The sequence below is a fragment of the Nonomuraea sp. B10E15 genome (assembly GCF_039871615.1).
Lineage (GTDB): Bacteria > Actinomycetota > Actinomycetes > Streptosporangiales > Streptosporangiaceae > Nonomuraea.
In genome coordinates this window covers 466,804-480,824 of the sequence record NZ_JBDPMB010000001.1, presented here as the reverse complement: position 1 = coordinate 480,824, position 14,021 = coordinate 466,804, and the positions used below count along the sequence as shown (strand labels likewise).

Sequence of the window (14,021 nt, the reverse complement as noted above, 5' to 3'; positions counted from 1 at the left end):
TATGCCGACGTGGCGCAGTCATCGACGGAAACGGCGGAAGCAGATCTGCCGTTCGTTATTGTGCTAGGTCCACCGGCTTCCGGCAAGAGCACCCTGGTCAGGGAAATACTGGCCGATCACGCTTCCTTCCGACGCTTTGTGGTCCGCCACCAGCTCGCTCGAGAAAAAAGCAACGGAACACCCCTTTGGGAGTCGATAAGAAAGTCCGTGAAAAAGGGCAGATGGATTCCCGACTCCCTTGTCGTCGAATTATTCGCCCGGCAACTCCGGGCATATCCGTCGGCGAGAATGGTGTTGCAGGGCCTTCCCGCCAACGGCGCTCAGGCGGTGATGGTCCGGGACCTGATCCACGCCCATGGCGTCCGGACCAAGCTGGTGCTCTATCTCGACGCCTCCGACGACGTCTGCGCCATGCGCATGCGCCATCGGGTGGTCTGCACGACCTGCGACGACGGCAGGGCGCCGGCCGGCGCCGCTCCGCAGGCTCCGGATCGCTGCATCACGTGTGGCGGGTTGCTCGAGCGCCGTCCGGACGACAACGAGTCGGTCTTCGCACAGCGGCTGCGCACCCACCGTCGCAACATCCCGGCCATCTTCGCCGCTTTCCGGCCGGAGGAGATCACGGTCCTCGACGCGAAAGCCACCCCGGAGGCTGTCGCGGCCTCCGCGCGCGTGGCGCTGTGGACCTCGCGGGGCGGCTAGAAAGCTCGTCGCTCACGTGTGACCAGGTCCTTCGCCCTCCCGCGCGGTCGCCCTACCTGGCCAGGTGAGTGCCGCTCGCCCCGGCGCGCTGGATCTGCCGCAGCAGTCGCTGCGCGATCGCTCGGGCGGACGAAGCCGGTATGTGATCCACACGGTAGTTGACCGACAACTCGTGCCGGTTCGAGAAGTCGCAGGTGAGCCTGAGGTCGGGCTGGCCGGGCCACGACGGCGGCGTGAGGGTGACGATGGCGTCCTCGTCCGGACGCTCGATGTCCTCCTCGCCCGCGTCCTCGAAGAGCTCGATCCGCCCCGTGCGGGGGACCGGCCCGCCGCGTCGGGGCCTGATCTGGACGTCAGCCGCCAGCCGGGGCACGCTCTGCAGCACTTCGCGTGCTCCCGGCAGGGCCTGGATGAGCGCGGCCGGCGGTGGCGTGCCGGTGAGAGTCTCCTTGAGGCTCGTCGAGACCTCGCGGACCGCGGCCGCGAAACCCGACTCGACCGACGCGAAGATGTACTGTGCGTCGGCGAACAGGCCGACGGACCCCCGTGCCTTCAACGAGCGGTTCGCGTGCGGCGTGAGCAGCGCGAGCCGGCGCCAGCCGAACTCTGCCGCCACGGCATGGGCGAACAACGCGATGGCCACCCCCAGCCGGCTGCTTCCGGCCTGTGCGTTGAGGGCCTCGAAACGACGCGTCGATTCTGAGCTCAAGGCGACGACGAAGGACTCGACGGAAGCCGGTTTGCACAGACTGCCGGAAATCTCGGATAAGGGACTCATATCGAGTGCCGTGATCTTCTCGCCGAGAGCCTTGGTCCTGTCCTTCAACACGCCGGAGGTCCACATCGAATAGAGCTCACGCGCGAACGTGCTGAACGGATAGGTCTCCCCCGTGCTTGCCGGCGCCCCTGCCATGATCCGCCGGTATGAACGCTCGATGTCGCGTTGCAGCACGAACAGTGACCATCGGTCGCAGAGGGCGTGATCGGTGAGGATTCTGAGTTTCCGCCGCACAGGCCCTTCGATGAGTTGAAAGCGGAAGACCGGGAGGCGCCCGGGATCCGCCCGTAGTCCAGGAAGCCATCCTGGCTCCCCGTGGTCGGACTGCAAGGTGTGCCCTGGAGCGATCACGTCCAGTGCTTCCACCGGCCGTTCGGCGACGACGTTCCGGTAGCCGAGCCATAGGGACTCAAGCGGCGAGGAAGGCGATCCGGGCTCCCCGTCGACGATCACCGTCCGCAGGACCTCATGCCTCTGATACACCTCGGCAACCGCCTGGCGCAGCAGCTCGGAGCTCGCCTGGGAGGCGAGCGGCCGCTCGTACACGATGGTCGTCAGTCCCGGATCGGCGCGGTCGATGGCCCTGAACGCCGACTGCGATGGGATGGCCGGATATGTAAAGGATGACGACACCCTGACCTCTTCCAGATCGTCCCCGGTCAGCAGTCACGAGGCAGGCGTTTCGGCCTCCCGGCCACTGACGGTGAGCCCCCGGGCCTTGTGAACGCAGTCCTCGACGATGCGGATGATGTCGAGGGCGCTCGGCGCCTCCCATACGGACTCCAGCGGCACTTCGATCTCGAATCCCTCTTCAATCTGCGTGCATATTTCCAGCAAGGTCAGGGAGTCTGCACCGACATCGAAGAGATTGTCCTTCATATCCACGGATTCCACGAGCAGGGTGGCTTTGATGATCTTCAGTACGTCGTCGGCGATGTTTTGTTCTTCGTGCACCATAAGACGATTCTCCCTTGCTGAGCAAAATATGCTTCGCGCGATCATATGACAAGTCGGATCAGGCCCGGAGAAAGGCATCGTACGAGAGCCCTGGGATAGGAAAGCACCCTTTGGCGCGGCGAAAGACAAGCGTGAGGACCGACGGGCGGTGAAAGTTATCGATCCAGCGTGACGGACGAATCGTCTATCGTCCATACGTGCTACGTCGCACGCCTTGTGCGGTATCCGCGTGCGTGCCAACCTGAAGAAAATGGCCGCCGGCAGCCCTCCGGCAGAGGCGGGTCACCGCTCGGTGGCGGATCAGGCCCCCGTATCCGCCCGTCGCCCGGCTTGTCCCGTTCGCAAGAGTCTCCGCCAGAGGCACGGCACCACCGGGCGCGATCCGCCGGCGCGTGCGGCTGGAACCGCGCACCTGGACGCGAGGAGCGGAAGTGCCTGTGATCGATGGCTCGACGTCCTGCCTCCTTGAGTTTCGCGGGACGCGTTCATGTTCATCCGCGATGACCTGGGGCCAGCAATGGATGTGGCGAGAGGCCGTCTGGTTCGACGGTGATCACGCCCACCTCAATGTGCCGTTCACGGTGGAGCTACCGCACGGCACGACCTTGCCCACCGCCCTGACAGCGGTACGCGTGCTCGTCGAGCAACACGAGTCCCTGCGGACGACGTTCGCGGAGACGGCGGGCGATCAGCCGCGACAGGTCGTCGCCTCGACCGGATCGTTGCGGGTGAGTGTCTGCGAGGCGTCACCCCATCCGGCGGATCACTGGCGCGACCAGGTCGAGGACGCGCTCATGCGTACGGCGTTCCGGCTGGACGAGTGGCCGATACGCGTCGCGATCGTCACCCAGGACGGCGAGCCGCGGCATGTCGTGGTCGTCCTGTTCCATCTGGCGGTTGACGGCTGGGCCGTCGCACAGCTGCGCGACCATCTCGTCCACCTGCTGCGCGCTGAGCGATCTCCGGGAGTGGAGACCGGGCTTCAGCCCCATGACCAGGCGACGTACGAGGCGAGTGAGCGTGGGAGGCGGGTCGCGGCGTCGTCGCTCGCCTACTGGAAGCAGCAGGTGGCGGGTCTGCGTGCCGAGTGTCCTCCCCCGGCCTCCGGTGGTGGCGGGCCGGCCACCTATCGCGAGATGTACATGGAGTCACGCGCCCTTGCCGAAGCCATTTGCCGGCTGAGCGAGGTGTACCGGGTGGGTGCGCCGACGCTGATGTTGACTATCTGGTCGGCGCTGCTCGGCCTGCGGTCGCCGGCCCGGAAGTGCGAGTCGATGATCTACTGCAGCAACCGCGTCGGTCCCAGGCGCAGGGCAGCCGCCGGGACCTTCGTCCAGGACACCCCGTTCAGCGTCGACGTGCGCGGCCTGAGTTTCCCCGAGCTCCTCAGCGCGACGGTGAGGTCCGCGCTGCTGGCGTACCGGCACGGGCAGTACGACCCGCGTGCGGTGGCCCGGCTCGTGTACGGCCACTCCGGCGAAGCCCGCCATTGCGTGGGACTGCCCTTCTCGATCAATCTGAACCTCTCGGGCGAGGTGCCCTGCAGGGCTGCGGCCGGTGGCACACCCGCCAGTTCGCCGGGCGACACCATCCTGCGGTGGACCCGCGACCTGTCTCAGGATCGTATGGGGCGGCGGGTCTACCTCGTGACCTTCGCCCGCCCGCCGGCCCTTGGTTGTCTCCTGCGGGCCGACACGTCGTTCCTGACACCGGCGGAGATCGACGTCTTTCTCCGCGCGATGGAGTCCCTCGCTCTGGCGGCCGCGAAAAGGCCGCGTCTGACCGCCCAGGACATGTCCGGTGTGGTGCGGGACCTCACAGCTTGACCGCCGACGCGGGCCACGACCGAGCTGCTCCAGCCTTCCTCCGGCGGTCCGCGGGCCGGCCTGGACGAGCATGAGGCGCATCCCCGTCGTCGCGCAGCCTCACGCCCCGGTCAAGCGCGCGAGCGCGGCGTCGAGACGTCGCACCGTCCGGTCACGGCCGAGGACTTCCAGTGATTCGAACAGGGGCAGACCGACCGTCCGCCCCGACACCGCCACCCGGACCGGGGCCTGCGCCTTGCCCAGCTTCAGCCCGTGGCGCTCGCCCACCTCGGTCAGCACGTTCTTCAGCGTCTCCGCCCGCCATGCCGCGGCGGCGTACGCCGTCCGCGCATCGCGCAGCAGCCGAGCGGCGCCCGGCTTCATGGCTTTGGTCCACGACGCCTCGTCGAAGACGGGCTCGTCGAGGAACAGGAAATCCACATAACCCGTGATCTCCGACAACAACGTCAGCCGGGTCTGCGCCAGCGGCGCCACCGCCGCGAACACGCCCGGGTCGAACGCGTCCGCTCGCCACGGCACATGGGGCCCGGTGAGCCACGGCGCGCATGCGGCGGCGAACGCCTCTTCGGACAGCGCCCGGATGTATTCGCCGTTGAACGCGCTCAGCTTCTTCACATCGAAGAACGCCGGCGAGGTGTTGACGTCCTCGATTCTGAACAGCCGCTCCATCTCCGGGTATGGCATGATCTCCCGATCGCCGCCCGGCCCCCAGCCCAGCAACATCAGGTAGTTGACCAGGGCGTCCGGCAGGAACCCATCTGCCAGATATTCCTCCAGCGCCAGCTTGTCCCGCCGCTTGGACAGTTTCTGCCGCTTCTCGTTGACGAGGACGGGCAGATGGGCCCACATCGGCGGCGCCGAGCCCAGGGCCTCCCACAGGAGCTGCTGCTTGGGCGTGTTGGAGAGATGCTCCTCGCCCCGGATCACGTGCGTGATGCCCTGGTCCAGGTCGTCGACGACATTGGCCAGGAGAAAGACCGGCGACCCATCGCCCCTGGCGATGACGAAATCCTCGATCGCGCTGTTGGGGAAGGCGGGCTTGCCGCGGATCAGATCCACGATCAGGGTTTCGCCGTCATCCGGCGTCCGAAAGCGCAACGCGCGTCCCTGCGCGGGCTCCAGCCCGCGCTCGCGGCAGAATCCGTCATATCCCAGGTGCTCGGACTCTCGCCGCTCCGTGAGCTGCTCACGCGTGCAGTCGCAGAAGTATGCCCGGCCCTTCGTATACAGCTGGAGCGCCGCCTGCCGGTGCCGATCGGCACTCTGCGACTGCATGTAGGGACCCTCGAAAGCGGGATCCGAGGAATCGATGCCGATCGCGGCCAGAGCTTGGATAATGCCTTCCGTCCACTCTGGGCGATTTCGCGCAGTGTCGGTGTCTTCCACCCGCAGCACGAACTTTCCCCCTGATTGTCGCGCTACCGCCCAATTATAGAGAGCCGAGCGCGCGCCTCCAACGTGGAACATTCCTGTGGGGGAAGGCGCGAAACGTGCGCGAACCGGGACTACTGACACGCCGAGCAGTCTACCCGCGGAAACCACAGGCCGTTCACAGGCTCAGCTGCATGCAGGAAATTGACGGTGAAGGCCGGATTTGAGGGTGCGCTCAGGATGGTGACGTGCACGAACCGGCTGTTCATCTCGTGCCGGCCGCCCGTGTGGAAAGACGTCGAGTGGCCCTGCGCAGACGAGGATGCTTAGCATGTGCGGCGCGGGACAGGCGATGAAGTCACCCGGTCCAACGGAGGAGATGTGGAAAGACCTGTAGTCGGTCTGAGCGTGTCCATGCACCCTATCGGCGACGTGCACCCCGTAGACGAAGCAATCGAGGCGGAAAGGCTGGGGTTCGATTTCGTTTCGGTCGCGGACCATCCGTTCGGGGGCAGCCCCACCAACGAGCCATTGGTGACACTGGCCTCCATCGGCGCCGCGACGCGGCAGATCGGGCTCGTCACCCGCGTTCTCGGAGCGCCGTTCCGCAACCCGGCGCTCGTGGCGAAGATGGCCGAGACCATCAACCGTCTCGCCGACGGCCGTCTCGTGCTCGGGATCGGCGGTGGCGGCGCGGACAACAAGATGCGCTCCGTGGGCGTGAACCCGCCGTCCGCCCGGGGGAAGATCGATGCCCTCGCCGAGGCGACGGCGATCATCAAAGGCCTGTGGTGCGACGGTAAGTTCACCTTCTCCGGCCGGCACCACGGCGTCGTCGACGCGGAGATCAGCCCACGGCCGGCGAGCCGGATACCTGTCTGGCTGGGCGTCCTCGGCCCGCGCGGAGCCGAAGTGGCCGGCAGCATGGCGGACGGCTGGATCCCGTACCTGCGTTACACCTCGGTGGAGCGGCTGACCGCGTGCAGGTCCCGCCTCATCGCCGCGGCGGACGGCGCGGGGCGCGATCCCTCGACGATCACCTGCGTCCTCAGTCTCGAGGCTCATGTCGGTCCGCTGGCCGAAGCGCCGCCGAATGCCATCACCGGTCCGCCGGAAGCCGTCGCCGACCAGCTTGCGAAGCTGCGAGACCTCGGCTTCGACGGCTTCAACGTCAGCGTCCCCGGCCCTGACCGCGCCGAGCAGCCCGCGCGTTTCGCGGAAGAGGTGCTTCCGCTGCTCGGGGAGGCCCTTCCGCCGGCCGGCGCCACGGTTTCCGGAGGCGCACGATGAGCGCGCGAACGCTCTCCAAGACGTCCTTGCTGGTATTGCTCGGGCCTCCGGGGTCCGGCAAGAGCACCCTGGTCACGAGCATTCTGGACGCGACCCCCGGCCTCGGGCACTTCGCCGTCCGGCGTCAGTTCGTCGAGGAGAAGAGCAAGCAGACAGATCTGTGGCTCGCGGCCGCCGAGTCACAGGAGAAGGGGCAATGGCTCCCGGACGAGGTCGTCATCGAGGCGTTCTCCCGCCGGCTGGACGCGCAGTTGCCGGGAGGAATGCTCATCGAGGGCCTGCCCGCCAACGCCGAACAGGCACGGCTCATGATCGAGGTCGTGGCCGGCCGCGGCCGGCAGGTCGACCGCGTTCTCTATCTGGACGCCCCGGACGAGGTATGCATGGCACGCATGCGCAAGCGGTCGGTGTGCGTCACCTGTGACGGCGGAATATCGCAGGCAGCCGTCTCGGAGGCGGATCCCGGCCGGTGTGCGCGGTGCGGGTCCGCGCTCGGCCGAAGGCGGGATGACCACGACGGGCCGTTCGCGGAACGCCTTCGCCTGCACCGGCACCACATCCGCGGAATCCTCGACGAACTCTGTCACGAGGTGACCGTTCTGGACGGAACAGCAGATCGAGGCGAGATAGTACGGGCTGCGTTCCGGCAGCTTTCCTAGCCGGGACCAGCCGGAATTTCGCAGGCATCGGTACGAACAACGCGGCCACGGCGTGCCCGTGTGCAAGTGCGGATGGTCCTCACTTGCACGCCGCCCGCCTCCAGGCATCACGGCCGTCATCCACAGCCGAACGCGCCACGACCGAAAGTCCGCGGGCGAAGTGCCACCGGTGCGCACGTTTTTATGTGTTCATTCGTGTTGTTGCGATCCTGGTGAATCCCGGCCAACATCGGTGAGGAACTCGAACGACTTTTCCGGACACACAGATATGGCAGCCATATCGAAATAATTGCGTCGCCAGCTCCCGAGGAGGTGCTCGAATGACAATCGACATGCGCACACGCACCAACAGCGGCGTCCGGACGATAGATCCTCGCTCGTTCTTCGAGGAACTGCCGGATCTGCTCAGGACGACCGGACCGCAGGCCGCTCGGGCCGCGGCGCGGCTCGGGCTTGGCCGCCTTTCGCTTCGGGTCGGCGACACCATGCGGACTCTGGTCCCGGAAGCGGACACCGTCACCGTCGTCGACGACGCCACGAGCGGAGAGCTGGTCGTCGACATCGGCGAAGCCGCGTTCTCCGAGTGGGTCCAGGAAGTGCGCACCATGCTGGCCCTGCTGGTCTCAGGCGACGCCCAGGTGAGCAGTGGCGATTCCAACGCGGCACTTGCGTGGGACGTGGTGCTCCGGGCGATGGTCGACGGCCGCCCGATGTACGAGCCGGGATCCATATCGCTGACGAATCTGGACGGCTCGCCGCTCGACGTGGACCGGTCGTTCACGCCCGATGACGATGACGCCGAAATGGGAAGGTTTCTCGAGCAGGCCGGCTTCCTCGTGCTGCGCGGCTGGATCGGCGCCGATGCCGTCGCCGCCATCTCGGCCGACATCGACCGCGGTCTCACATCCGCCCGAAGGGACGACCCCCACCGATGGTGGGCGAAACTCGAGAACGGGCAGGAGGCGTGTGTGCGCCTCAAGCACTTCGACCGGATATCGGAAGCCGGCAAGCGCGTGGCGGAAAGTGATCCGCTCCGGCGCCTGTGCAACCTGACCGGAGACTCCTTCGCGTTTCCTCCGTCCTGGGTGGAGTCCCTCGTCAAACCCACCGGTGTGGTGGAAGGGCCGTCGGAGATTCGCTGGCACAAGGACTGCTGGCAGGGGAAGCACTCGTACTTCTGCAACGGCGTGACGATCGGGGTCCTGCTGGCGCCTTCCAACGAGGTGACCGGGGGCATCCGGGTCATGGCGGGCTCTCATCGTACGAACTTCCCGGCAGTCGATCACAATATCGACGAGGTGGACCTGCCGGTCCGGGCTCTCTACGGCGAAGCGGGAGATCTCACGGTTCACCTGTCGTGCGCGATGCACGAGACCGTCGCCCCCCAGCGTGGTGAGCGACGCCTGATGTACGCCGGCTTCTCGCTCGTCGACCCCGTGTCCGGCACCGGTGTCGACAATCGGTACAGCATCAAACACGCGGACTGGTCGAATGCCGTCTCGTCGGCCTGGGACGTCTACGCGTAGCGCGCGAACGTCGCCGACCCCGACCGCCGCCATCGATTCCGACCGCCGACAGCGCAAGCCTGGGATGGGACCGGTTCCTTGGATGATCGCACTGCGATAGAGCTGATCTGCCGCAAAGCAGGATACGACGCGTGGGCACGGTTGTCCGACTCGATCGCCGAGGAAGAGGTCCTCGTGGTCTCGGGCTCCCTGTTCGAGGGCATCGGCAACGTACGGTCCGACCTCGACTTCTTCGTGGTGAGCGACAACCGCCCGCGCGACGTGCCCGTGCGCATGGCGTTCGCCGGAGCAAGCTGGTTGGACATCGAATATGTCCGGGCACGGGAGCTGGAGGACCTCACCAGGAAGCTGGCGACGACCGATCCGAAGGCCATTGCCCAGGTCCTGCGGCTGTCGCGGCCGGAGCTCGATCGTTATTACCGGCTCGCCATCGGCGCGACCGTCAAGGGCGCGTACCCCCCGAGCATGGTCTTCTCGCTGGAGGCGTATCGTCCCGTGCTCAGGTCGTGGGCGATTCTGCACGCCGGCGCCTTCTCCGCGCGGGCGACGATCGCTCTGAACAGCGGTGACGTCACCGCCGCCACCCTCTACGCCGGTTATGCCGCCCACCTCTGCACGATGGGGACCCTGACCGACGTGGGGGAGCTCTATCCGTCGCCGAAGTACACCCTCGAGAAGGCGATCCGGGCCTTCGGCCCGGACTCCGCCGAGGTCGCCACGATCGCGGCGCTGCTTCATCCCTCGGATGACCCGGTGCGTCATGTCCGCGCGGCGGTCGAGCACATCGACACCGTGCTGGCCGAATCCCTGTCCGGAATGAACGCCGATGACCTCGTGACCGAGGCGGCGGCGCCGATCGAGCACGATCGCCGTCACAACGTCTCGACCCTCATGACCCGCAAGGCGGCGTACGACGTGCTGCCGGAGGACACGGCGGCGATCACCGCGCTCCTGCCGGCTCTGGGTCCGCAGGAAGCGGACGACGGCCGGAAGCAGGCGCCCAGCGTCTGGCAAGCCCAGGCACACCGCCTCGTCCTTCGGGAGGCACTGATCGATGCCGGACTGCTGAGGGAGGTGAAGGGCCATGCGCGGTGAGATCGCGAAGGCGGTGCCCATGCCGGTCGCGCTCCGGCGATCCCACGACGAATCCTCCGGCCGCCTCGAGATCATGGCGCTGATGTACGACCTCGACGGCGCCCTCCAGGCCGGCCAGCTGGGGTTGGCGCGGTATACCGCCGCCAGCCTGATCGACGCGTCGGTCGCCGTGTGGCTCCGTGAGCGCTGCACCGTGTTTCCGCCCTTCGAGCACGCCACGGCGAGAGCCAGAGTCGCGCTGTCGGTGCTCAGGGCCGTCAATCCCGATCTGGCGGACAGAGTCTCCGCCCTCTACTGTGCGGCCCTCCCGCTGGACGTGGACGCGGTCACCGCACACTGCCGGGCGGTTCTCGCCCTGGTGGGTGACTTGACGGGCCATGGAGACGACGGGCTGGCCTCGGCGGTGCGCGCCTGGGCGGAGAGCGCGCGGGCGACCCGTGACCTGTGTGAGCGGCTTGGCGTGCCGGTGGGTGACTTCTATTGGGCGCCTCCGGACGCCGACACGTGGCACAGCGATGTTCTGAAGCACGCCGCCAGGGAGGCCTCCTCCTGACCGTACCGGCCGATCGAACGAGGATGCGGTGCCGGTGGCACTCGACGACGCGGAGCGGAGACCGATGATGTTGTGGGCAACGCCGGCCGAAGCAAGGGCCAGGAGAAGGCCGGCATCGAGCATCTCGTACCGGTATGCGTCATGAAGGTGGCGGAGCGGCGGGCGAGCGGCTGGAACGGCGAACTCCTGCGACGCGTGTTCCTCCATCAGAACGGCCTGGCGGCCATCACCGCGCTGGCGACCTTGGAGGCCTCAGGAAGCCTCGATCGGCTCAGCAGGGAACGCCTCAGCTGCACGGACGTGGTGAACGATTCGCCTTCCCCTGGCGCGGTGGCGGCCTCGATCGTGGCGGCGTGCGATGCCGGCTGGCTGACCGTGCATGACGACCGCGGCGGCGGCTCCGTGGTGTCGCTGTCCGCGTCGGATGACGTGGCCTTCGCACTCGACATCCTCCTCGACGCTCACCGCGCGATCCGCGAGCGCGATCGTGACCGTCCGTGGTCCGTGGAGAGCACCGTGGCGCGTCTCCTCGGCTGCGTCGACATCCTGACCTCGGCCAAGGCATCGGTCAGCAGGCGCACCTCCCTGCCGGACGCGGCGGCGGACCTTCTCCTCCGCCTGCTGGAAGGCCTGCTCGCCGTGCCGCTGCTGCCTCGGATCGAGCGCGACCATGATCGGGCGGACCTCGCGCCGCTGTTCGCCGCGCTCGATCTGGGAACGTCGGAAGCCGGCATCAAGCGGGTGCTGTCCTTCTTCGCCCCCATGTACGGACTGGCTGGTTCCTACGCGCAAACGCTGATCCGGCTCCCGGATCGAGTGGCGGCCGGAGAGACGATCGCACCCTTGGACGTCACGCGGCAGATCGACCGCAGTATCAACGTGAGGGCGAGCGCGACCGCGCATCGTGGCTACTTCCACGCGGCGACCAGGCTCGTCGCCAGGCACTTCGACCAGGCGCCGCTCGCGGAGCAACCTCGCGCCATCCTCGACATCGGCTGCGGCGACGGCTCGTGGCTGCGCGAGCTGTACGCGTTCATCCGCGGCTCGACGTCACGCGGCCGGTCCCTCGCGGAGCACCCCCTGGTCGTCCTCGGTGTCGACATGGACCCGGTGGCGCTGGAGATCAGCGAGCGCAACCTGTCGAACCTGCCGGCGATCTGTCTGCTCGGAGACGTCGGGCAGCCGTCGGAGGTCGCGCAGGCGGTGGCGTCGGCCAGTGGCATCGGCATGGACGACATCATGTCCGTCCGGGCTTTCGTCGACCACAACCGGTCGCTGGGGCACATGGAAGGCGAGAACGGAAACGTGCGCCTCGCCGACGGCGTGTACGCCACGCCGTCGGGATCGATCATCTCCGCTGAGGCGGTGCGGGAGGACTGGGCGGAGCACTACGCACAGTGGCGACAGGTATGCGGACGTCACGGCCTGGTGGTCATCGAGGCCCACACTCCCGGCATCGCGACGGTGCGAGACCGGCTCGAAAGCAGCCACACGCTCGCTCTGCGCTTCTACCACGCGCTGTCCGGGCAGTCCCCCATCCCGTACGAGGCCTTCCGCGGAGCGGTGTCCTTCGCGGGATTCTCCTCGCGGCGCTCGGTTCTTTATCCGGAAACGTCGCCGACCACCAGCATCAGCTGGCTCGCTTGAACGCCGGCGGGGAGGGGTGCGCGGCCCACCGGTGTTCGCGGCACGGAACGTGAAACCGCCCGGCTGCGAGCGCGTCGCGCCGGTCAGGCGTACCGGGCGAACAGCAGGTCCAGCGCCTCGCGTACCAAGGGCTCGATCTCCCGGTCCCGGTTCTCGGAGATCCGCGCGAGCCGCGCCCGCTCGCCTTCGGACGACGCGAATGCCCTGGGCGTCAAGGTGAGTCCGTCCTGTGCCCCTGCGCCGCCGTGGCCGGACAAGCCGGTCCTGGCGGCGGCCAGCCGGAGCAGATCGACGGGATCGCCGGTTTCGCTGCCATGGGCCGCGCCATGGAGGAGCGGAATGTCACGCACATGGCTGGGCGCGGCGATCGTCCCGGCGGCACGGCGCACCGATGCCGGCGTGGGGGCGTCCATCACCCAGACGAAATTAGCCAGCCCGTGCCAGTGGGGAGCGGCTCCTTCCGCGCGGAGCAGTTCATCGATCTGCGCCATCCGGCGCAGTGGCGCGGCGAGATCGTCTCCCGCGCCCGCGAACCCCTGCGGGTCGGCACCGAACCAGGCGACCCCGAGGCGATCGCGGGCCGTGCGGAATCGCTCGGAGACATAAGCGATCGAGGCGACGACCGTGTGCTCGAGCACCTCGTGCACGGCAGCGCTGGAATCAATGTCCAAGGCGCCCCATCGAGTCATGTCCCATGCTCCTCACGGGTACGGCCGGCCCGCGGATCGAATTGCGGAAAAGAGGAATGACGATCAGCGGGAAAGCAGCCTCAATATTGACGACAATATACCGGCTTTTCTGGCTGTACATGGTCATGGCCGCGGAGTGAAATAAGACGGGATAACGCGCTTCAACTTCCCTGACGGGCACGACAGAGGAGATTGCCGGCATGTCGTTCAACGGAGAGCCCCGGGCCGCATTCCCGGCCGGGAAAAGCCGCCGTCCGGCGATCCACGGGATGAAGCGGCGCTGGGCGGCGGCCACCGTCGAGCGCGGCCTGGTCCGTGACAGCGCCGCGTGGTTCGTCCTTCCGGAGCAGGCCGATCGCGCCGAGCTCGAAAGGACGTTCGCGGCGGCGGTCTTCCTCGCGCTGGCTCCGGCCACTCGTGCCACGCTGGCCGCCATGACCGGCCCGGGCGCCTACAGTTCCTTCTTCGCATCGGCGGCGGAACTCATGCCGGCGTTGCTCTTCTTCTGGGACGAACCGACAGGGCGTGAGAAGTGGCACCGATACCTCTGGCCCGGCCCTCCGGCGCCTGGCCTCACGTGTCCGTACACGAAGGTGGCCCGGGCCGCGCGCTCCATACCGTGCCACCGGGAGTTCTCCCTGCTCGAACCCGCCCACGCCGCCGTCCAGCGAGCCGAGAGCAGCGTCGATGCCCACCCGTCCAGCGCCACCCCTCCTGCTCATCTCCCAAGATTCGCCGCGAACACCCCCTTCCACAGAGGTGCCCCCATCGCGAACGGCGACAAGCTGACGCGCTTCTGCGCGCGACTCGCCACTGATCTTTTCGTCACCGCCGGGGAACGGATCGACGCTGTCGCCGATCACGGGAGCGGCATGAACGGCGGATGCTGACGGCGCGCCTCACCGGCCGGTCCGGCGATCAGCGACCG

Annotated in this window: 13 protein-coding genes; 9 read left to right on the top strand and 4 right to left on the bottom strand. The window is 67.5% G+C overall.

The window, feature by feature from the left end; translation table 11 throughout:
* Positions 1–9: 9 nt before the first annotated feature.
* Positions 10–702, top strand: a complete 693-nt coding sequence (locus ABGB14_RS02275) for a nucleoside monophosphate kinase (protein ID WP_347641814.1) — start codon at positions 10–12, stop codon at positions 700–702.
* 52 nt (positions 703–754) lie between these two features.
* On the opposite strand, the gene ABGB14_RS02270 is transcribed toward ABGB14_RS02275, so the two are convergent.
* Both ABGB14_RS02270 and ABGB14_RS02265 read right to left on the bottom strand, forming a co-directional pair.
* Positions 755–2,026 carry a hypothetical protein gene (locus ABGB14_RS02270; protein ID WP_347641813.1) on the bottom strand — a complete coding sequence of 424 codons (1,272 nt, stop codon included), beginning with the start codon at positions 2,024–2,026 and terminating at the stop codon, positions 755–757.
* A gap of 120 nt (positions 2,027–2,146) precedes the next feature.
* Complete coding sequence (locus ABGB14_RS02265; RefSeq protein WP_347641812.1) at positions 2,147–2,437, bottom strand: acyl carrier protein; 291 nt, start codon at positions 2,435–2,437, stop codon at positions 2,147–2,149.
* 392 nt (positions 2,438–2,829) lie between these two features.
* On the opposite strand from ABGB14_RS02265, the gene ABGB14_RS02260 reads away from it, so the two are divergent.
* Entirely contained in the window at positions 2,830–4,263 is a 1,434-nt protein-coding gene (locus tag ABGB14_RS02260; protein ID WP_347641811.1) for a condensation domain-containing protein, read from the top strand.
* A gap of 99 nt (positions 4,264–4,362) precedes the next feature.
* On the opposite strand, the gene gltX is transcribed toward ABGB14_RS02260, so the two are convergent.
* On the bottom strand, positions 4,363–5,778 hold the full coding sequence (gene gltX, locus ABGB14_RS02255; RefSeq protein ID WP_347641810.1) for a glutamate--tRNA ligase: 1,416 nt from the start codon (positions 5,776–5,778) through the stop codon (positions 4,363–4,365).
* Between the two features lie 288 nt (positions 5,779–6,066).
* Between gltX and ABGB14_RS02250 the strand changes: the two genes are divergently transcribed.
* The 6 genes from ABGB14_RS02250 (at position 6,067) to ABGB14_RS02225 (ending at position 12,404) form a co-directional block, all read left to right on the top strand.
* Positions 6,067–6,924, top strand: coding sequence for an LLM class flavin-dependent oxidoreductase (locus tag ABGB14_RS02250; RefSeq protein ID WP_347641809.1), 858 nt, complete (start codon positions 6,067–6,069; stop codon positions 6,922–6,924).
* Positions 6,921–7,583, top strand: coding sequence for a nucleoside monophosphate kinase (locus ABGB14_RS02245; protein WP_347641808.1), 663 nt, complete (start codon positions 6,921–6,923; stop codon positions 7,581–7,583). Before ABGB14_RS02250 ends, ABGB14_RS02245 begins: the two co-directional genes overlap by 4 nt.
* 320 nt (positions 7,584–7,903) lie before the next feature.
* The gene (locus ABGB14_RS02240) at positions 7,904–9,109 is read left to right on the top strand and encodes a phytanoyl-CoA dioxygenase family protein (protein WP_347641807.1); all 1,206 of its coding nucleotides are present in this window, start codon (positions 7,904–7,906) and stop codon (positions 9,107–9,109) included.
* 78 nt (positions 9,110–9,187) lie between these two features.
* Positions 9,188–10,204 carry a hypothetical protein gene (locus ABGB14_RS02235; protein WP_347641806.1) on the top strand — a complete coding sequence of 339 codons (1,017 nt, stop codon included), beginning with the start codon at positions 9,188–9,190 and terminating at the stop codon, positions 10,202–10,204.
* Positions 10,194–10,757 (top strand): hypothetical protein, encoded by a 564-nt coding sequence (locus ABGB14_RS02230; RefSeq protein WP_347641805.1) that lies wholly within the window; start codon positions 10,194–10,196, stop codon positions 10,755–10,757. The genes ABGB14_RS02235 and ABGB14_RS02230 overlap by 11 nt, the downstream gene beginning before the upstream one ends.
* 72 nt (positions 10,758–10,829) lie before the next feature.
* Positions 10,830–12,404, top strand: coding sequence for a class I SAM-dependent methyltransferase (locus tag ABGB14_RS02225; RefSeq protein WP_347641804.1), 1,575 nt, complete (start codon positions 10,830–10,832; stop codon positions 12,402–12,404).
* 83 nt (positions 12,405–12,487) lie between these two features.
* Here the strand turns inward: ABGB14_RS02225 and ABGB14_RS02220 are convergent, their stop codons facing one another.
* Positions 12,488–13,093: a hypothetical protein gene (locus ABGB14_RS02220; RefSeq protein ID WP_347641803.1), complete on the bottom strand. Its 606-nt coding sequence runs from the start codon at positions 13,091–13,093 to the stop codon at positions 12,488–12,490.
* Between the two features lie 200 nt (positions 13,094–13,293).
* Here ABGB14_RS02220 and ABGB14_RS02215 point away from each other — a divergent pair, with 200 nt between their 5' ends.
* Entirely contained in the window at positions 13,294–13,983 is a 690-nt protein-coding gene (locus tag ABGB14_RS02215; protein ID WP_347641802.1) for a hypothetical protein, read from the top strand.
* Positions 13,984–14,021 lie beyond the last annotated feature (38 nt).

Excerpts from the sequence above, each read along its gene's own strand:
- ABGB14_RS02265 (WP_347641812.1), bottom strand. The coding sequence starts at position 2,437 with ATGGTGCACGAAGAACAAAACATCGCCGACGACGTACTGAAGATCATC.
- ABGB14_RS02245 (WP_347641808.1), top strand. The coding sequence starts at position 6,921 with ATGAGCGCGCGAACGCTCTCCAAGACGTCCTTGCTGGTATTGCTCGGG.
- ABGB14_RS02240 (WP_347641807.1), top strand. The coding sequence starts at position 7,904 with ATGACAATCGACATGCGCACACGCACCAACAGCGGCGTCCGGACGATA.
- ABGB14_RS02230 (WP_347641805.1), top strand. The coding sequence starts at position 10,194 with ATGCGCGGTGAGATCGCGAAGGCGGTGCCCATGCCGGTCGCGCTCCGG.
- ABGB14_RS02220 (WP_347641803.1), bottom strand. The coding sequence starts at position 13,093 with ATGACTCGATGGGGCGCCTTGGACATTGATTCCAGCGCTGCCGTGCAC.
- ABGB14_RS02215 (WP_347641802.1), top strand. The coding sequence starts at position 13,294 with ATGTCGTTCAACGGAGAGCCCCGGGCCGCATTCCCGGCCGGGAAAAGC.